Source organism: Streptomyces sp. NPDC037288 (genome assembly GCF_055603265.1).
Genome location: NZ_JBVJVY010000072.1, coordinates 1 through 19040 on the forward strand (window position 1 = coordinate 1; position 19040 = coordinate 19040).

The 19040-nt window shown below is 65.7% G+C and carries 12 protein-coding genes and 5 pseudogenes; 8 read left to right on the plus strand and 9 right to left on the minus strand.

The window, feature by feature from the left end:
* Nucleotides 1-685: 685 nt before the first annotated feature.
* Nucleotides 686-1257, plus strand: a pseudogene (locus ACZ7GZ_RS39235) (IS6 family transposase); the annotation flags it as partial.
* Nucleotides 1258-1299: 42 nt separating this feature from the next.
* Here ACZ7GZ_RS39235 and ACZ7GZ_RS39240 read toward each other — a convergent pair.
* Nucleotides 1300-1656, minus strand: a complete 357-nt coding sequence (locus tag ACZ7GZ_RS39240; protein WP_471032085.1) for a hypothetical protein — start codon at nt 1654-1656, stop codon at nt 1300-1302.
* Nucleotides 1657-1905: 249 nt separating this feature from the next.
* Between ACZ7GZ_RS39240 and ACZ7GZ_RS39245 the strand changes: the two genes are divergently transcribed.
* Nucleotides 1906-3087 (plus strand): hypothetical protein, encoded by a 1182-nt coding sequence (locus ACZ7GZ_RS39245; protein WP_471032087.1) that lies wholly within the window; start codon nt 1906-1908, stop codon nt 3085-3087.
* Between the two features lie 1217 nt (nt 3088-4304).
* On the opposite strand, the gene ACZ7GZ_RS39250 is transcribed toward ACZ7GZ_RS39245, so the two are convergent.
* The 4 genes and pseudogenes from ACZ7GZ_RS39250 to ACZ7GZ_RS39265 all read right to left on the minus strand — a co-directional run.
* Nucleotides 4305-4967: a TetR/AcrR family transcriptional regulator gene (locus ACZ7GZ_RS39250; RefSeq protein ID WP_471032089.1), complete on the minus strand. Its 663-nt coding sequence runs from the start codon at nt 4965-4967 to the stop codon at nt 4305-4307.
* A 943-nt stretch (nt 4968-5910) separates the two neighbouring features.
* Nucleotides 5911-6285, minus strand: coding sequence for a hypothetical protein (locus ACZ7GZ_RS39255; protein ID WP_471032091.1), 375 nt, complete (start codon nt 6283-6285; stop codon nt 5911-5913).
* Nucleotides 6286-6491: 206 nt separating this feature from the next.
* The gene (locus ACZ7GZ_RS39260; RefSeq protein WP_471032094.1) at nt 6492-6839 is read right to left on the minus strand and encodes a hypothetical protein; all 348 of its coding nucleotides are present in this window, start codon (nt 6837-6839) and stop codon (nt 6492-6494) included.
* A 245-nt stretch (nt 6840-7084) separates the two neighbouring features.
* Nucleotides 7085-7210: pseudogene (locus ACZ7GZ_RS39265) on the minus strand (LexA family protein); the annotation flags it as partial.
* A gap of 70 nt (nt 7211-7280) precedes the next feature.
* Here ACZ7GZ_RS39265 and ACZ7GZ_RS39270 point away from each other — a divergent pair.
* The 3 genes and pseudogenes from ACZ7GZ_RS39270 to ACZ7GZ_RS39280 form a co-directional block, all read left to right on the plus strand.
* A pseudogene (locus ACZ7GZ_RS39270) lies at nt 7281-7784 on the plus strand (IS6 family transposase); the annotation flags it as partial.
* 72 nt (nt 7785-7856) lie between these two features.
* On the plus strand, nt 7857-8156 hold the full coding sequence (locus ACZ7GZ_RS39275) for a transposase (protein WP_159056163.1): 300 nt from the start codon (nt 7857-7859) through the stop codon (nt 8154-8156).
* Entirely contained in the window at nt 8153-9061 is a 909-nt protein-coding gene (locus ACZ7GZ_RS39280; protein WP_471032096.1) for an IS3 family transposase, read from the plus strand. Before ACZ7GZ_RS39275 ends, ACZ7GZ_RS39280 begins: the two co-directional genes overlap by 4 nt.
* A gap of 419 nt (nt 9062-9480) precedes the next feature.
* Here the strand turns inward: ACZ7GZ_RS39280 and ltrA are convergent, their stop codons facing one another.
* The 3 genes and pseudogenes from ltrA to ACZ7GZ_RS39295 all read right to left on the minus strand — a co-directional run bounded on the left by ltrA (nt 9481) and on the right by ACZ7GZ_RS39295 (nt 15149).
* On the minus strand, nt 9481-10995 hold the full coding sequence (gene ltrA / locus ACZ7GZ_RS39285) for a group II intron reverse transcriptase/maturase (RefSeq protein WP_471032098.1): 1515 nt from the start codon (nt 10993-10995) through the stop codon (nt 9481-9483).
* 604 nt (nt 10996-11599) lie between these two features.
* A pseudogene (locus ACZ7GZ_RS39290) lies at nt 11600-12189 on the minus strand (helix-turn-helix domain-containing protein); the annotation flags it as partial.
* A gap of 71 nt (nt 12190-12260) precedes the next feature.
* Nucleotides 12261-15149, minus strand: a complete 2889-nt coding sequence (locus ACZ7GZ_RS39295; RefSeq protein WP_471032101.1) for an alginate lyase family protein — start codon at nt 15147-15149, stop codon at nt 12261-12263.
* Between the two features lie 320 nt (nt 15150-15469).
* Here ACZ7GZ_RS39295 and ACZ7GZ_RS39300 point away from each other — a divergent pair.
* The 3 genes and pseudogenes from ACZ7GZ_RS39300 to ACZ7GZ_RS39310 form a co-directional block, all read left to right on the plus strand.
* Nucleotides 15470-16035 (plus strand): annotated as a pseudogene (locus ACZ7GZ_RS39300) (IS6 family transposase); the annotation flags it as partial.
* Between the two features lie 188 nt (nt 16036-16223).
* Nucleotides 16224-16547, plus strand: coding sequence for a hypothetical protein (locus ACZ7GZ_RS39305; RefSeq protein ID WP_471032103.1), 324 nt, complete (start codon nt 16224-16226; stop codon nt 16545-16547).
* On the plus strand, nt 16547-16900 hold the full coding sequence (locus ACZ7GZ_RS39310) for a transposase (protein ID WP_471032105.1): 354 nt from the start codon (nt 16547-16549) through the stop codon (nt 16898-16900). The genes ACZ7GZ_RS39305 and ACZ7GZ_RS39310 overlap by 1 nt, the downstream gene beginning before the upstream one ends.
* Before the next feature lie 60 nt (nt 16901-16960).
* Here the strand turns inward: ACZ7GZ_RS39310 and ACZ7GZ_RS39315 are convergent, their stop codons facing one another.
* Nucleotides 16961-17224 carry a hypothetical protein gene (locus ACZ7GZ_RS39315; protein ID WP_471032108.1) on the minus strand — a complete coding sequence of 88 codons (264 nt, stop codon included), beginning with the start codon at nt 17222-17224 and terminating at the stop codon, nt 16961-16963.
* Nucleotides 17225-19040: the final 1816 nt, after the last annotated feature.

A 19040-nucleotide genomic window follows, 5' to 3' on the forward strand; every position in this document is an offset into this window, starting at 1 on the left:
CGCTACCCGGTGGAGCGCACCATCGCCCGGATCAAGACCTGGCGGATCCTCCGCAAGGCCAGACTCAGCCCGAACGCACTCACGTCAACCACAAACGCCATCCTCACCCTGGAGGCTCACCGTTGAAAAGGCTCTGGCATGGGCCTTTCGTTCGCCGCTATCCCCAACCTCATCGTCGAAGGCATACCAACTCCCAAGACCGGCGAAGCCACCGGCCTGAACGACTCGTACGGTTGGCGGGCTCCTCCCTCGGGGCACAGGCCGCGACAGGCATCCTGGCCGGCACCATCACCAAGGCCCACCCGCTGCCCACAGAACACGCCTACACCACTGCCTTCCTGGCCGCGGTGGTCGGACCCCTGGTGGCGTCTTTCATCGCAATGTTCGTGCCGCGTGTGAAACCCTGACCGACGGTCTGATCACGGCCTCGCGGCAGGCGGACCTGCCGCTGTTCCTCGGTTCGTACCCGATTACGCCGGCCTCCGACATCCTGCACGGATCTTGTCAAGTTCCTGCTATTACAGGGGAGTTGAGGGTGTCGGCGAACCGTTGCCGGTGACGTGACGAACGGGGCATCCCGCTGGTTTGCAGAGTCGCCAAACATAGCCTCACCTGCGGAAATGCCCCGTGTTCACCTGTCCTGCCGGATGGGATGTCGACCAGGAGCTCCTGGAACGGCGTTGTCATGTTGTTCGTGTGGGCGTGCGATGATCTTGGTGTAGGTCGTCGGGGGAGGGCTGGTTGTGGAACGCCGTCGTACAAGGGCTATCGGTTCCCGGCCGAGATCATCAGTCACGCTGTGTGGCTGTATCACCGGCTCCCGCTGTCGTACCGCGAGGCCGAGGAGCTCCTCTTCGAGCGTGGCATCACTGTCTCGTACGAGTCGGTCCGGGCCTGGTGCACCACGTTCGGCCCCCGTATGCCCGGCAGTTACGCCGCCGGCAGCCCCGGCCCGGCGACACCTGGCATCTGGACGAGGTATTCATCAAAGCCAACGGCAAGATGCGGTACCTGTGGCGTGCGGTCGACCAGGACGGCAATGTCCTCGACATTCTTGTCCAGGACCGCCGCGACACCGCTGCAGCCAGGCATTTCTTCCGTAAGCTCCTCAAGGACTTCGCGTACGTGCCCCGCGTGATCGTCACGGACAAACTCCGCTCTTACGGAGCCGCTCACCGCGAGGTCATGCCGTCCGTCGAGCACCGCTCCTCGAAGTACTTGAACAACCGTGCCGAAAACAGTCATCAGCCCATCAGACACGGCAGCTGTAGTTCTTGATCGGTTGGTCATTGTTGCTGGTCAGGTTGTTGCTGCGGCGGTGATGTTGTTCCAGCGGCGGTGGGCTTGGGCGGCTTGCTGTTGATGGTGGCGGCGCCATGCGGACCAGTGCAGGAGGTGCTCCAGGTCGCGGCGGGGAGAGCGTAGAACCGTGGCGCGCAGGAGCCGCAGGAGTTCGCGGGCGCTTGAGGGGGTGAGTGGGCCGCTGGGCGTCCGGGCGGCAGCGCGAGCTTGGGTGACGGCCAGGGTGGCTGCGGCGAGCATGCTGATCAGGCTCCAGCGCATCCAGGAGTTCCAGCAGGTGGTCTGGCTCTCGTCCAGGCCGCAGGCGGACTTTCCGGCCTGGAAGTCCTCTTCGATCTTCCATCTGCAGCACACGAGACCACCACCGGGGCACCCGCGCACGCCTGACACAGCACCCGGCACGACACCCGAGCACCCTCAACACGCCCCAACTCGACCGCCATAGCAGCAACTTGACAAGGCCCGCCCAACGCGCCCCAAGGGTTGACGTAACCCATAGCGGCACCCCGGAATCGTCCGCCCCAGCTGCTCGTTTCGTCCCTTGGGGAGACAATGTTCATTGCGAGGAAGAGGACGCCACAAAGGCATATCAGAGAAAACGAAGTGGTGATGACCATGCCACAACGGAGTCGGGTCGACCTCAGTCGGCGCAGTGTTCTGATAGCGGGCGTCGCCGCTCTGGCGAACACGTTACCCCCGCCTATCCGGGCGGAGGCCATGGGTGGTTGGTCCTGGAAGCTGTTCACCTACGACCGTGACATCTGGCAGCGGAACTATTGGAACGGCAGGGAGGAGTTCGATTTTCGCTTCGGTGGCGGAGGATGCGTGGCCAGCATGCGCTACTGCCCCGACACCTACCGTCCCCTCCTGTCGCCCACAAACAGGGGTGAGGAAACCGACCGCGTGATGCAGGGCGTGCTCTGGGGACTCAACGTCGCCGGCAGCGGGCCCCGAAGGGAACGGCGCTGGAACGTCAACCAGGCCGGCGACGGGAGCGGCAGGTTCAGTCGCACCGTCGCCGTCGAACGGCCCGACACCTCGACGACTGACATCTGGACGATCGCCGACAGACAGTGGAACCAGGCGATGAACGCCGTCTTCGCCGGCTCCGACGCCGTTCCGCAACTCACCCGGTACACCCGCCTGAACAACGGCACCTTGGAGATCCGTCGGGTGCTGAGGCTGCCGAGGGTGGTCAATAACGGCGCCACCGTGCCCAGGGTGACCTTCTACCTGGAGAACTGGACCCCCTTCCTGCACTCCAGCAACGCCTTCGACGCCGTCGCCTTCTCACTCCATTCCGACGGCACCCCTGCCGAGTGGTACCGCGCCGGATACAACATCCCCCGCTATCCGTGGACCCCCACTGCTTCCACGTCCGGCTATGCCGTCGTCTACACAGAGCGTGCCCCATACACGACCCCTAACGTGGCGGTCGTGTACTCCAAGAGCAACGGCCAGAGGTTCGGTACCTCGGCCCGGCTAAAAAACGTGCGCAACACTATGGACTGGGACACCGGCATCGGTGTGCTGCCGGGCATCAGCGTCGTCAACAGTCAGAGCGGCAGCATCCTCGACTACACCATCCGCCTCGTCCCGAGGGCCAGGTTAAGTGCCGGGCTGGCGGCAGACCTCACCAGGCAGGTGGGCCAGATACGGGCACCAGCGCTCTATGGCCCGGGCTTTGCGCTCAGCGGCGAGCTCGCCACCATTGCGAGCAGGCTACGCGGCTACCTCCACTCCACCGCAGGCACCAGGACCAATCACCTGGCCCGGCTGCTGTAGAGCTGAGGTGCTAGCCGGGAAACAACCGAGAACCTGGCCCCGAGACCGCTGAAAGGTGCAGACAGAAGCAGCTCGGCGTTTCGTCAGTGGCCTATCCGAACATGGACGGCGGCTTCGCGGTGCCCACCCCTGGGTCCACAGCTCGGATGAGCACCATCGTCGAATTCTTCGCGGCTCTGGGGTGACGCGTCAGCGGCTCCGGTTCTTCAGGACGGTGACGCCATCTGAGTCGCTCTCCTTCGGCAACTTCGATCCCGAAGAGGCTGTGGTCGAGTGAGCAATGCCTTTTGTCGGTGGCAGCTTGAGGACTCGTCGAAGCCAGCGAGTCTCGTATTGTCCCCGGCCAGGGCGATGACGGATGCGTCGTCTTCGCGATCTCGTCTTTCCTGTCCGCAGAGTTCGCCGAGGCTGAGCGGTCCGAGTTCCGCCATGTCATGTGGAACACGGGGCCGCCCTCACGTCAGGGTCGGGCAGGTACGGAACCTGATCGTGCTCTGACACCGCCGTGAAATGGATCGTGCAGGCGCTTTCTCGGCCTCGAAGCACCGACCCGCTGAGAACGTGGCCACCCCAGCGGTACGGTGCCCGCAGGGTGGCTTTGTCGGGCAGTTGTGGGATCAGGCACAAATTCGGTGAGGGCGATCAACGGGATTCGGTCTCGGTGACATAGCGTCATCTGGGAGCGATCGCGGTCACCGTTCAGGACGCGGCTATCGGGCCGGCCTTGCTCGTCGACGAACGCGGTGGGCGTGGATAGGAACACCTCGTCGTTCACGGGCCGTAGGCGATGTTGAACGTGTCCAGCTCTGATGCCTGTTCAGTGCGTTGACCTGCAAGGTACTCGGAGATCTGGATTTATGAACTCGCTAGACGACCCGCAGATGGCGCAGATCGCAACTCAGTTACCTTCCGCAACTCGGTGACCCAACTGGCGAGTTCGGAGACGTTTAGAGCCCCGGCGAGCCCTTCGTTCTGCGTGAAGGTGAGGGCGTCGTCGGCCTTATCGACGGCGTTCACGAGGCGTACCAGCCGCGCGACCGCTGCGGGCGCCGCTCGGCCATGCGCCCGGCGATCGTCAACAGCTGGCGATCTCTTCGCGCAGCAGCCTGCCGATCAGGACGAGGCGTTCAGGCGTCGGCTGCTTGCGCGTCGAGTCGAACGCGGCCTCAATCAGCGCCGGTATCGGGTCGGTCTGCTCTTCGGCAGACGGGCGGCCGTCATCGGGCGGTGTCCATGTGCGAGCCGCGCGCCGGACCTGCCGCGAGGGTGCTGTGCACGGCGCCTACATCCCCCTCGGCCGCCTGTCCGGGTACCGCGGCGGCGCGGATGAGTTGGCGAAGGGCGCCGTAGTAGACATCGTGGTCGACCACGGCGGGCAGGACCGCGCCGAGCTGCCCGGTGAGCACCGGAAACTCCTCCGGGTCGAGCGCGGCCAGCGCGCGCCGGGTGGCGGCCTGAGCGGCCTTGGGGTCGCGGTGGTTGACGAAACTCGCGCTGCCCAGGGTCAGCAGGTACAGCCGCCGGTAGGTGACGACCGCCTCCTGGGGCGTCATGCCGGCGGCGAGGGAGTCGGCGAGCTGCGGCTCCACCAGACGCTTCAGCAGCTGCGGGCCGAGCCATGGGCGGTCGCCGCGCAGGGCGACCAGGCCCGGATGGCCCGTCAGCAGCTCGTACAGCGCGGTGAACCGTTTCTCGGTGGCACTCGCCCAGTCGGTGCCTGGTTCAATCTCCGGCAGTCTGGCGGCGAGGTGGTCGGTGACCAGGTCCAGCAAGCCGGCCAGGTCGGTGCAGCGGCGCTGGAGGGATGCGACGGAGATGTCCAGTGCGGCGGCCAGAGTGCGGAAGCTGAGTGCGGCGTGTCCGTCCTGATCCAGTATCACAGGGCTTGCTCAGCGATCCATTCGGGAGTCGCGCGGTCCAGGGAAGCGGATTGCCTCGGTATGCGAGTCTATGTACGGTACACCGTACCGTAACGGTAGGCTCATGTATCCTCACGGAGGCGGTCGATCGGTATTGTGAGTCACCGCAGTACAAGATGTAGGCTGCGGGGACGTCGAAGCGGTTCGCCGCCTTGATCAGCTTAGAGAGCTGTGTCCGGTCGTCGCCGCGCGTCTTGTAGGTGAAGTCGATGCTCCAGCGCTTGCCGTGCACCTTCAAGATTTTCGCCTGGACGAGGAACCCGTAGCAGGTGCCGTCCCGGTCCACCCACCACCACAGCCAGTCGGCTCCGTATTCCTTCTCCTCTTCAGCGGCGAACTCGGCGAATCGGATGCGCGGGTGCGCGGTGGACAGGAGCACCTGGGTCGCCGTCACCTCACGGAACATCCCGCCAGCGTCCAGCATCCCCGTCATCAGACGATCCACTGCCGTCCACCCCTGCCGGAGAGCCTCGTTAGGGCTGGTCTCATGACCGGGGAAGTGGCTCAACGCGGCTGCCCTTCTCCAGGGAGGCCGATAGCTGGGCCGACGCCCGCTCCACCGGCCGCGGCCGCCGGGGTCACGTGTGGCTCGGCGTGCGGTGGCTCCACCCCGGTCACACCATTCACCTTCCTGCGGTTCTGAAGCACGAGCTCGCCCAGACCGTGCCCGAGTCCGCGTTGCGCCCCGACACGCGCTCCGATTCCCCGATATGTGCGATAAGAGGCTGGTTGGCGCGGTACGTTGGCAGGCAGTCCCCCTGGACGCCGCGTCCCCCCGTGCGCTGCGTCCGGGGGCGCACTCCGCCGGATCCGGCGTGATCGTCGGCCGCGGCCCGTCCGGCCGCGGCAACCCGTTCCCTCGACCGTCCGCCTTGAGGGACCAGCTCTCTCCCTCGTGGGAAGGTCACCAGCCCGAAACTCCGGGGTTCAGGATCTGGTGGACCGGGGTGGTAGGAGCGAGGGGGAGGTCGGGGCAGACCCGGGCGCGGGGGAAGAACCGGCGCTCACGCATGAACGTGAGGCCCTTGACCGCGCCGTCCTTGTAGACCGGCCCGACGAGCCGCCCGTCGCTGTCGCGGATTCCGATCCGCACCCCGGCTTCCAGTGCGCCCGCCACCACGTGCCGAACACGAGCGGCCCCCAGGAGCTGGTCGGCGTTCCAGCACCGGCGGCCTGTGGCGTTGAGAGAGGAGATGAGCAGGAACCCGGACGTCGTGGCGAGCCGTCCATCCGGCTGGGCGGCGAGCAGGCCGCCGAGGGTGACGGGCTCCGGTCCCATACACACGCCGGCCTCGAATTGAGCGCGGTGGGCTCGTCGTCATCGGCTTCGGCCGCGCGAAGCGGAACGGGGTCGTGCGTGATGAGCGACCACGGGGCTGGCAGCCGCAGGGCGGCCCGGGTCTGCTTGTCGAGCGGGGCGGTGGTGACCACGTCCAGGGCGAGCGGGGACCATGTGTGCGGCGGCGAGGTAGGCCGCCGTGCCGGTCAGGGCGCGCAGCCACCGCACGGCTCAGTCCCGCTCGACCTGGTAGGTGCTGGGGTGGAACTCGTGCTCCTCCAGTAGGCCAGACCGCAGTGCGCCGACGTCCGCGGGACCAGGCCGGTGAGGTCCGCAGGCAGGCGGCGGTGGATCCGGGCGAAGCGTCTCTCGCGTTCCCACCGCTCATACTGGGTCGCCAGTGCGACCGCGGCGACGTCGACGACGATTTTGTCCGGCCCGCTCAGCGCGAGGACGGGCTTCGACTTGTGAGGAGCCAGCTCCCAGTCGACGTCATGCTCGGCCGCGAGCTGCTTGGCGGCGCCGCACTCCGCGACCACCCGCTTCCACAGCACCGCCAGCTGCTCGTCCCAGGAGCCCGGTCTGCCCGGCGCTACCCCCAGACCGAGAACGAACTCTTTCCATGCGCCAGAACCCAGACCGGTCACGGCGAACCCGCTGGCACGCGCAGTGGGGACCGACGCTGGGCGAAGGCCGTGCCGAGAAGATTTCGAACGCTCGTACCGGCCCAACGACCGTATGGGCCCGGAAGTACCTTGCCCCGGCCTGACCCTCATAGCCCCTGTTCTGCGGCCCGCACTCACACGCTGCGCATGACTGCAACGACTTTGCCGAGGATGGAAGCCGTGTTGCCGCAGATCGGCTCGAAGGCATCGTTCTCCGGCTGGAGCCACACCGTCGAGTCCTCCCCCGTGCGCCTCTTGACCGGGTGCTGTCACGTTGAGTTTGGTCCCGTGAGGTGATCTTCAGGTTGGTCGTCCGGGGAGGGACTGCTGGTGGGTGCGGGGGCGCCGTCGTACAAGGGCCACCGCTACCCCGTCAAGGTCATCTCGCACTGCGTGTGGCTGTACTTCCGCTTCCCGTCGTCGTTCCGTGAGGTCGAGGAGCTGATGCTCCAGCGCGGCGTGATCGTCCCGTACGAGACCGCCAGACGGTGGTGCAACAAGTTCGGGCAGGCCTGCGCCACAGGCTGCGCCACCGTCGGCCGCAGGCCGTGGACAGCTGACACCTCGACGAGGTCCTCGTGAAGATCAACGGCGAGCGGCACTCCCCTGTGGCGCGCCGTCGACCAGGACGGCCATGTACTCGACATCCTCGGCCGGTCCAGGCGGGACACCAAGGCGGCCAAGCCGTTCCTGGCCAAGCTGATGAAGAAGCAGACGCGTATCCCCCGGGTGCTGGTGACCGACAAACTCAAGAGCCACGGAAGCGCGCACCGCGAGCTCATGCACTCGGTCGAGCACCCTTCACACAAGGGCCTGAACAACCGGGCGGAGAACTGGGCTTGATCCGCTTTGACGGACATTCGAGATCAGGGGTTCTGCCCCGTGAGGATGTCCATCATGGAGAGCATGGGGAAGAAGAAGCCTCGGCCTCGCCGTTCGTTCACGCCGGAGTTCAAGGCCGAGATTGTCGAGCTGTGCCGACGCGGTGACCGCTCGGTCGGCCAGATCGCCAAGGACTTCGATCTGACCGAGACCGCGGTGCGGCTGTGGGTCAGCCAGGCCGAGGTCGACGCGGGCGAACGCGACGGCCTGACCAGCAGCGAACGCGAAGAGCTGGCCGCGCTGCGGCGGGAGAACCGCCGGCTGCGGGAGGACGTGGAGGTCCTCAAGCGGGCCACGGCTTTCTTCGCGAAGGAGACCCGGTGACGGTGCACCCGTTCATCGAGGCGGAGAAGCGAGACGGTCACAGCGTCAAGCGCGCGTGTGAACTGCTGGAGGTCTCCCGAACCGCCTTCTATGCCCGCCGCACCGGCAAGCCCGGACCGCGGGCCGTTCGTGACGCCGAGCTGACCAGGCAGATTACCGACGTCCACACCACGTCACGCTGCACCTACGGCGCCCCACGGATCCACGCAGTGCTGAGACGTGGGGGTGCCCTCTGCGGACGGCGCCGCGTCGCCAGACTGATGCGGGCGGCGGGCCTGGAGGGCCGCCACCGCAGACGACGGCACCTGACCACCGTCCCCGACCCCCGCGCCGTCTCCCGGTCCGACCTTGTCCTGCGGCAGTTCGGTCCCGACCCGGACGGTGTCGACACCCGCTGGTGCGGCGACATCACCTATGTCCCGACCGAGGAGGGCTGGCTCTATCTGGCCACGGTCATCGACATCGCCTCCCGCCGGGTAATCGGCTGGGCGACGGCCGATCACCTGCGAACCGATCTGGTCGCCGAGGCCCTCACGGCGGCCTGCCGACAGCGTCGTCCCACCCGGCCGGTGATCTTTCACTCGGATCGTGGCTGTCAGTACACCAGTCAGCAATTCGCCACCCTGGCAACGGAGTTGGGCGTCCGTCTGTCCGTCGGGCGCACCGGACAGTGCTGGGACAACGCGCTCGCCGAGTCGTTCTTCGCCACCATCAAACGGGAGTTGCTCGACACGAGAACCTGGCCCAGCCGGGCCGCGGCCCGCACCGCGATCTTCGACTTTGTCGAGGGCTGGTACAACTTGCACCGACTGCACAGCAAAACGCCGCCACTCGGGACTCGGGTATCGGACCCCACGAGAGGTCCACGACGACTACCTGAATCAGCAGCTCGCCGCATGAATTAGCCAATAAGCTGCTGTACGGAAACCGCAGGGCCCCTCACCTCGGCTACCGCAGTCCCGCCGAATACGAGACCGCACTCGCAGCCTGACCACCACACCAACGGTGTCCGTCAAAGCGGAACAAGCTCAAACAGCCACCAGCCCACCAGGCAACGCGAACGTGCGATTGAGGGACCACATCACCGCCGGCATCGACCTGCCCACAGGAGCCTGACCCCAAGCCCTCAGCAAAGGCCCACCACACCCCGACACACCAGCAGACGATCACGCCCCCAACAACGTGACAGCACCCTGGAGATTGAGCGGTTGGGTCGGGGACGAGACGCCGTGCACCCTTGCAGGTGTCGGTCTTCCCGTCCCCGCCCGCCGAACCGGACGTGCCCGTTGGCCGGGCATCCGGCTCTCCACGTGATCCGAGAGGGTCAGGTGAGGTGTTCGCTGACCTGGCCGACGAATGCCATGTCGTCGTGGTCGGTCCGGCGGAAACGTGCTCCGTCAGGATCGACCTCGTCGACGTTCCATGGCGTACTGATCTGCGCTCCGCGATAGCGGTAACGCTCGACCCGCATCTTCGCCGGGTTGTAGAGGACCATGCGGTCCTCCGCGATGCGGTCGGCCCCGTAGTAGCGCCGCCGCAGCTGCTTCCAGGTCAGGTGGGGGTGCTTGCGGCGAATCCACCGAAGCATCCTCCACCACGCGTACCAGCCGAGGTAGGAGAACGTCTTCTTCGATGCGCCGTAGCGAAAGTAGGCCGCCCAGCCCCGCAGGACCGGATTGACCTTCCGCAGCACCTCCGCCAATGAGAGCGAGGTCGTTCCCTGCCCCGTCAGCTTCTTGATCTTGTGCATCACCGATGCCAGCGCCTGCTTTGCCGGAATCGTCAGCACGACGCGGCGTCCGTCGCCACGGGTCTTGCTCTGGATGTGGAAGCCCAGGAAGACGAAGCCGTCGTCGATGTGGGTGATGTGTGTCTTCTCGATCGAGAGGGTCATCTTCAGCCTGCTGGCCAGCAGTTCGCCGATCTGTCCCTTCAGTGCTTCCGCGTCAGACCGGGTGCCGTGCACGAGCACGACGAAGTCGTCGGCGTAACGCACCAGCCGAAAGTTCGGCAGTCCCTTCTTGCGCCGGTACTGCCTGCGCCAGCGTGGACTCATCTCCTCGTTCCAGATCCGGACGAAGTACCGGTCCAGTACGGAGAGATAGATGTTGGCCAACAGCGGGGAAGCGACCCCGCCTTGCGGAGTGCCGTTCAGACTGTCCGCGAAGCCACCGTGCAGTTCGATAACCCCAGCCCGCAGAAACGCGCGGACCAGACGCAGGACCTTCCGGTCCTTGACGCGCTCTTCCACCAAGTCCATCAGGACGTGATGGTCGACGTTGTCGAAGCACGCGGTGATATCCCCCTCCATCACCCACTCGTAGGAGAGGCTGGTGAGATGGTGGATCTCGGCGATGGCATCCTGGGCCCGACGCCCAGGCCGATACCCGTACGAAGACGGGTAGAAGTCGACCTCGAAAATCGGCTCCAGGACCAGCTTGAGGGCCATCTGCGCGACACGGTCGCGCAGGGTGGGGATCCCCAGATGACGGACCTTGCCGCCCTTCTTGGGGATCACCGCCTGCTTGACCGGCAGCGCGGTGAAGGACCCGTCCTTGAGAGAGGAACGCAGTTCCTCCAGGAACGGAATCACTCCGTGGTCCTCGATGTGATGACGCGTCACCGCGTCCACGCCCGCTGTCCTGGCACCCCGGTTGCCTGACACCCGCTCCCAGGCCACCAGCAGGGTGGACCGGTCGCAGATCAAGTTGAACATGTCGCCGAACCGGCGGTCCGGATCGGCCCTTGCCCATCGGTGCAGCTTGAGCTGATGATCGAGTACCCGCCGCTCAGCCGCGAAAGAGCTCGGCCACGATATCGACGGCGCGTCGCTATTCAACAACGCTCCTTCCTGACATCAACACCACTGCGATCACGCTGTCGCCCTTCCCCATGCGGCCGGCTTTCCCGGCCTCGGAGTACTACGGCGACTCCGCCACGATCCGGCGCCATCAGTGAGCGTCGCACCTGCCCGCCGCCCGGCTGGCTGCCGGACGGGGAGGGCGACACCGGATCGCTTCCCACGTTCACTGAGGATCTCTTCGACGGCGTCGGTGCCCAGCTCTACCCCGGCGGCATCACCACGGTCCGCATATCGCAGTCTTGGTCCGGGCCTCCGACTGCCCAACCTGCGGACAACCAAAGAGGAGAGGCCATCGGACAGAGCACTCTCCAGTACCGCAAAGCGACCCATCCACCAGATTCGGCAGGCCGCTGACGACTCACGGGGCTTCAACCACTGGTTCAGTTTCCTTACACCCATTCCGTCTTCGCTTGCGGGCACGAACCGCCTGGTGGTGTCGGTCCGCCCCTACGTTGTCGAGGCTGCTTCCGGCCTCACCCCCAACCTGGGGATCAGCCTGCCTCCAGCTTCAACCGGTCACTGCGATGACCGGCGGCGGGCTCTTCCTCCCGCACGATTCCTCAGCGCCTCGTGGCGCACGTCCGAACTCGTCCATGCAGAAGACGACTTCTGGTTCGCCTTCCCCGGGTATGACCTCGCCGTCGGCGATCGCGTAGAGATGCTCGACCCGGGCCTTCTTGGCCGCGTAGTCCAGATCGCGGGAGGTCTTCCAGGTCTTTATCCATTGAAAGGTGACGCCTTCCTCGCGGAGCAGGATGCGTAGGCCCTCGTGGCTGATGTTGTCGACCACCCCCTCGGCGACCAGGAAGTCGGCCAGCTTGGCCAGGCTCCAGGTTGAGAACGGCAGGCCGTGCTCGGCCGGCTTGGACTTGGCGGTCTTCTTGATATCCCGGCGTTCGGGAGGGGGAAAGTTCTCGGCCGGCCGCCCTTGTACTTGAGGTGGAGCGCCTCGAAGCCGTCGGCGTTGAAGTTGTGGATCACATCCCGGACCCGGTCCGGGCTGGTGAATGTCACCTCAGCGATCTTCACCACGGACATGCCCTGCGCGGATAACAGCACCATCTGCGCCCGCCGCCAGGTCACCACCGACCCGGTGCCCCTGCGGATGATCCGCAGCAGACGCCTGCCCTCATCGTCATCAATCCCCCGGACCCGCACCCGTGCAGCCACGTGATCATTCTGGCCGTCCGGCGCAGCAACCGGACGACATCACCACCGGGCGAACGTTGCCTGATGCGGCACTAGCGCAGGGCGGCCGCGAGAATCGTTCCGCCCTGGCGGGCGACGGGGGCATGGCGGCCGTTGACGGTGACACTCTTCGCCCAGGGGGCGTGCAGACGCAGTGCCCTTGCCTGGTCGGTGCTGGGGATGAGGCGGGAACCAGTGAGGGCCACGGTATGGGTGGCCGGATCGAGGCGCACGGCAACGTCCGACATGCGTGTCGGGGACGTCAGCAGCGCCATTTTCTTGTAGATGAGTTGGCGGCCTCCAAGGAGCAGCCAGCTCTGCCGTTCGCCGTCCTGTTCGATGTGGGCGAGGACGCCGTCGAAGCTGAAGGATCCGAAGCGGATGACACCGGGTGGGCTGCTGTGAGCGAGGCATGAGGTGGCGGTGTGCTGGGGGCTGAAGCGGATGACCAGGGCGGTCGCCGTGGAGGCAGGTAGACCGGTGATGGAGATCCGGTCGATGGCGGCTTTCGTCGTGACGCCGTGGGGCTGCGCGATGAGGGCCGTGGCGAACTCCGCGGGGCCCGGGCATCGTTGCGTGTAGGTCACGTAGGGGGCCTCGGTGACGGTGTAGAACGCCGGGGAGTACCAGCCATTGCGTACCTGCGCGGCCAGCTGGCCCGCGTCGGCGGGAACGATCTGTAGGTTCGCGCCGTCGGCGAACCGAGTAGTGGTCATCTTGGTGATGTGATCGATGGCCGGGTGCGCGTCGGGCAGGAAGTGCCAGTTCTGCCGGTAGGTGTGAGGCGCGTTGTCGGCGGGGTCGAGCCGGTCCACCACGATCCATTGGGCACGGTGGCGCAGGAAGAGCACCGTCCGTGTGTGGCGCACGCCGGAGGTCGCGTTGCTCCAGGCGCGCACGAGGTCGAAGACGTCGTTCGTGGCGAACATCTCCAACTTGCCGGGGCTTCCGGGAACTTGGGCCCTTCGGTCGATCTCGATCGTGTTGGCGGACTCGGTTCTCTTCCTTAGCCAGTTGCTACGGGGGTCGCTGCTATAGGTGAACGCGCCCATGTTGGGCAGCAACGGCCGTCCATGCGCATACACGGTGAGGGCGAGATCGTCCGGGTGTGCGTGCGGCCCCCGGTCGGCGTTGATACGCAGGTAGGAGGCATCGGGGCGCCACCCATCGCGCAGCACGGCGACGCGGGTGTCGGGGTAGAGCACCGAGGTGTGCCGGGGAGGGACGCCCTTGCGGCCGTCGGTAGCAACGTAGCGCAGCTGCTCGTCACCGAGGGCGTTGGCGAGCCGGGCGAAGGCCGGTCGGCGGTCGGCGGTGCCGCTGTCGCCGTACGAGGGGCCCCATCCTCCGGGGAGATTTTGGTCGGCGAGGAAGTGCGCCAGGCGCCGCAGGTCTGCTGCGCCACCCAGCTCCTGGCCGTTGTCGCGGAAGTAGGCCATCAAGGACACGAACGTCGCGGCCACGCCGTGTGCGTAGTCGTCGGTCGCTTCTGTGTAGCCGCCGTCGGGGTAGAGGGCGTGGCTCAGCTGGTGGGCTAGAAAGTCGCGGGCGCTGGCCAGCCAGGCTGGGCTGCCCACCAGTTCCGGGAAGTAGAGGGCGAGTGAGGCCAGGGCCCATTTCTGGGCTTGCATCCAGTTCGGGGCGGGCCCACCGACACGGGCCAGGTACTGGCCCGATTTGTCCAGGGTGCGGAGCAGTTCCAGGTGCATGTGCGGGGTGAGCGAGGTGCTGCTGCGCAGGATCTCGTATGCCTCGAGCCAGCTGATGACACGGGCGGCGGAGTCGAGGCTTCGTGGGAAGGAACCCGCACCGTATGGGGTGCCGTATCCGTCGGCGTCGTGCACGAAGTCGAGCATCAGCCCGGCCAGTCCTGCCGCAATCTTCTCGTCGCCACTCTTGCGGTAGGCCCCGGCCATCGGCCCGGCGAAGGAGAAGCGCGCGAGCTGGTAACCGTACTCAGGGTCGGAGCCGACGGGTCCTTTCCAGTCGAAGCCGCCCGGGTCGCCCTGCCAGGAGAAGGTGTTCTGCACAGTATTGGCCCAGCACCGTGTGGCCTCGTCGAACGTCTCCCGCGTCTGGTAGACCAGCACTTGTTTGGCACGACGGCTGGTGGCATTGCGGCCGGTCAGACGCAGCACGGCGGACTTAGGAGCGTTGGCCAGATCCTTCAACTGGAAAGCCACGTAGGCCTTCCGGGTCCTTGCGGTAAAGGCACCGGGTCCCTCATCGCGGACTTGCAAATTGGCAGTGTGCCCAAAGACGCGTTTGGCATCGGCGCCGGCCGTGATGTAGGTGTCGGCGGTGGCCGCAATGGTGACCGTGGTGCCGTCGGAGCGGGTGACGACGAGTGTGGGCCGACCGGAGGCGGCGCTGCGGGAATGGAACACCGCTGTGGAAGGCTCCTTGTGGCGAGCCATCAGGAAAAACGCCGCATACCCGGAGGCGTACGAGCGGGTCAGCGCGTCGGTCACATCGGCCTTGACCACCGCGTCGGTGCCGGTGACGGTGACGGAGTCCTGCAGGATCTCGCCGACACCGAGAGTCCAGATGTGATCCAGAACCAGATCGACCAACTCCGGCCGTAACACCCCGTTGCGCCGGACCGGCAGCCTGCGCGTCTTGCGTTTACGGAAGTGCTCGCACAGGTGCGTTGCCGCGCCCGCATAGTCGCCAGCCTTGACCGCCCGCTCCACCGGCGCGAGCGTAGCCGCCGAGGCGTAATTGAGCCGGGCGGGCACAGTCCAGCGATGAGATGTGGCGTTCCATACGCCGAAAAAGTTGCGGTCGGCGTCGACAGCACCACGCTGGGCCTCGGCACCGCTTCGGAAAGCGCTCTCCGCGTCGGCCGTACCGGCGGGCAGCGCCAACGCGCCAGCCGTGCCAGCGAGGGTGCCCAGCACGCCTCTGCGCGACCAGGGCAGACCACGGATTCGCTCGCTCATAGGGAAGCCCCCTGCTCGGCCAGGACACCCGCAGGACCCATACCCACTAGCCACACCATGGCCGCCGGAACCGCTAGAACATTTAACGGCGATCGGGACACGAGAACTCCTTCTGCTTATGAAGATCGTCTCCTGTAAATTCCTACTATTTGAGCGTAACGGAAGTTGGTGGAAATTAAACGTTGATGTGCGCATGACTGCTCGACTAGAGCGTTCATCTGCTCAGCCGGAATAGATCCGGCTCGGACGGAGGGTGCTGTCACGTTGAGTTTGGTCCCGTGAGGTGATCTTCAGGTTGGTCGTCCGGGGAGGGACTGCTGGTGGGTGCGGGGGCGCCGTCGTACAAGGGCCACCGCTACCCCGTCGAGGTCATCTCGCACTGCGTGTGGCTGTACTTCCGCTTCCCGTCGTCGTTCCGTGAGGTCGAGGAGCTGATGCTCCAGCGCGGCGTGATCGTCCCGTACGAGACCGTCAGACGGTGGTGCAACAAGTTCGGGCAGGCCTACGCCACAGGCTGCGCCGCCGTCGGCCGCAGGCCGTGGACAGCTGGCACCTCGACGAGGCCTTAGTGAAGATCAACGGCAAGCGGCACTCCCCGTGGCGCGCCGTCGACCAGGACGGCCATGTACTCGACATCCTCGGCCGGTCCAGGCAGGACACCAAGGCGGCCAAGCGGTTCCTGGCCAAGCTGATGAAGAATCAGACGCGTATCCCCCGGGTGCTGGTGACCGACAAACTCAAGAGCTACGGAAGCACGCACCGCGAGCTCATGCCCTCGGTCGAGCACCCTTCACACAAGGACCTGAACAACCGGGCGGAGAACAGCCACCAGCCCACCAGGCAACACGAACGTCCGAGGAAAGGCTTCCGCTCACCCGGCCCGGCCTAAAGTTCTGAAGACCTGTCACCAGCACCGCAACTGCCTGCGCAAACGCGCCGAGGAGGAGCCGGAGACCGAGGTGCCGGAGCCGAGCCCGGTGCCGTTACCGCCCGCAGCGTTGCCCCGCACCCAGATGCGAAAAGGGCTGGACTATCAGCGCGATCGCCCGACGGCTGAACCTCGATCGCAAGACCGTGCGCCGCCTCCGCGACACCGACCTCGACGAACTGCTGGTCTCCGCCCGCGACCGCCGTCCCAACGGCGTGCTGGAACCGTTCGAGCCTTACCTCAACGCCCGCTTCGCCGAGGCGCAGGGCCAGGTCAGCGGCACCCGCCTCTTCCTGGAGATCCAGGCCCGCGGCTGCCGGGGCAGCCGACAGGTTGTCCGCAAACACCTCGCCGCTCTCCGCGCGGGTACCGCCGAACCGGTTCGGGCCGACATCCCCAGCCCCGCAAGATCACTTCCTGGATCATGCGGCCCCGCGAGACGCTCACCGAGAGTCAGTAACAGCGGCTGATGGAGGTCCGGGTGGCCTGCGCGGATATCGCACGAGCCTGCGACCTCGCCTGGGCCTTCGCCGATCTCGTCCGTCACCAGCGCGGATACCTGTTGCTGGAGTGGATCCGGCAGGCCGAGCAGGATACACCGAAGCCTATGAGGGGCTTCGCCGGCTTCCTCCGCCAGGACCTCGACGCTGTCACCGCCGGCCTCACCCTCCCCTGGAGTTCCGGCGTCGTCGAAGGACACGTGAACCGGGTGAAAACGCTCAAGCGAGCCAGCCCCATCAAAGACGACTCCTTGCCCATACAAGTATATCTAGTCGACTGTGTTGCTGGCGAGACGCGAAGTGCCTGGCTCACAATCGGATGACGCAGAGCTCGCGATCACACGTAAGTCGGCCGCTTCAGCGATCCTCGAGCAGGAACGCCGTCAAGACCAGTCGCCGATGGCTCTACGGGCTTCATCACTAATGTCCCTCTCAAGGATCACCCACGTGGCGCCCGGCCCGAAATCTCTTATCAACTTCAAGTATCCAACCATCTCCAATGCTTCGGTCACCCTGACCACTTCAGCGAGTTCGAGGCCCGCCCCATCAGCGATCTCCTGAAGCTCAAAATCCTGATGTCCGGCCCACACGCGCTGCCTGACGGCCAAAAGGACTGTGCGCTCCCGCTCGTCTAAGTTATCCGGCATGTCATGACTCCTCCGTTGAATTGGGTGGCGGCAGCGCTGCTGCCACGCGCATGGTCCACAGCTCCGACAAGACCGGAGCGGCTATAACTGCCACCGTCCTCGACGGCGGATACAGCAGCGGCGCGCATACCGCCGGCATGCGATTCCACAGCAGCATCGGCACCCGGACAGCCGAGGGGCGCGGCCGATACGTCACACATCTCCGACTCTCCTTACCCATCGGCCGGCTGCATGGCGTACCGGCATGCCGGGAGCGGGCTCCTTGAACGCCTTGTCAAGATCCAAGCGAGTGACGGCAGGCACAGCAACCGACTCCAGGTCGAGCCTTCTCGGCCAGCGCCCGGCTCACCTCGGTGCTGGTCCCCACCACGCAATGACGTGCGACCTGCCACGAAGTGCAACATGGTTGCTGCCCCGGGCTGCTCGTCTGCCAGATGTGCGGGGACGCGCCAGGCGACAGTACGCAGCTGGCACCGGCCCCCCGGGCACGCACTGGCAGACCAGTCGCGGCCCCGGAAAACTAGTTCACGTAACCCTCCCGGCGATTCTCGTCGCGGAACTCGGCATCACGCCTGTTCCGGCGCTCTTCTCGCTGCGGTCGTCGGAGCGGATAGAGTCCGTTCGCCGGTCGAGGGTGAAGTCGCCAGAGCGAACAGGACCCGCGCGTCGACCGAAGGGAGAGTCGGTGACTACACGCTTCCCTTCCCTGTCCATGGCCGCCTTCCGGCCCTGGTCAGAGCTATAACGCTCACGCTCCGCACCCACGCGCCGGACCCCCTCAGTCTTCCGGGCCGGCTGATCCTGCCCGCTGACCTCTCGATTCGTCACCGAGTGACTATCGTCCTGGCCGCTCCGGCCCTGGGAGCGATCACGCTGAGGTACCCGGGAGATGGGCTCAATGTCCTTATGTGACTGCTGCCTCGCAGCCGACTTGGAGATACGGCTTGGTATGCCATGCTGCATACGGCACCCACGATTGCCTCACCGGATCCCACCCCTGCTTCTGATCAGAACTCGAGTGCGGCAAGCTGGGGTCGAGGGGACGATGGTTACCGGCTCCGGGCTGGAGCCTATCCCGCTCGTAGAGATTCCTTAGACCCTTCCTAATACGGGATCGAGCCTGTGACGGAGTTCTCCCCGGAGGTCTGACTCGTCGCGGTCCAACCGGGCAGCGTGCCCTTGAGGCTGAAGCCGGTGGCTTACCTGACACCGGACCCCTAAACGCGCCGTACTCGCTCAGCCCGCCCATTGCGGAGCGCGCAAACAGCAAGCGACGACCTGTCAATACGATTCCAAATTTTCGTTCCTACGGAATGACGCCCAGTCAGCACATCCAAGTTCCGTGCGCCCGTTGACCGGGAAATAGGTCTGAGGAAATCTGTTCCTGATCCAGATGCTCAGTCTTGCCGCCTTGGCCTCGGTTGGCTATATGGACATCCCCCACATCCGTCAGGAATCCTATGTTAAGGATTCACAGTCCCGTGATGGAATCGGATCCTTGCAAAGGGCCGGCATTGGGACAGTTCTGAGGTTTCTACGCCGGCCCGCTGAGTGGACAATCGCCTCGACTTGTCGTGACGGCCTGTCGCATTCTCCGGCGCCCCAGTCCAGCTGTCGCCTTGATCGCTGGGACACTGACGGCCTACTGCCACGCAAGGAGCCGGGGGCCCATGTGTGGCTCCGACCGGTGATGCTGCTCGGGGTATGGCAAGACACTCGAAGTGAGGGGCCCTGCGGTTTCCGTACAGCAGCTTATTGGCTAATTCATGCGGCGAGCTGCTGATTCAGGTAGTCGTCGTGGACCTCTCGTGGGGTC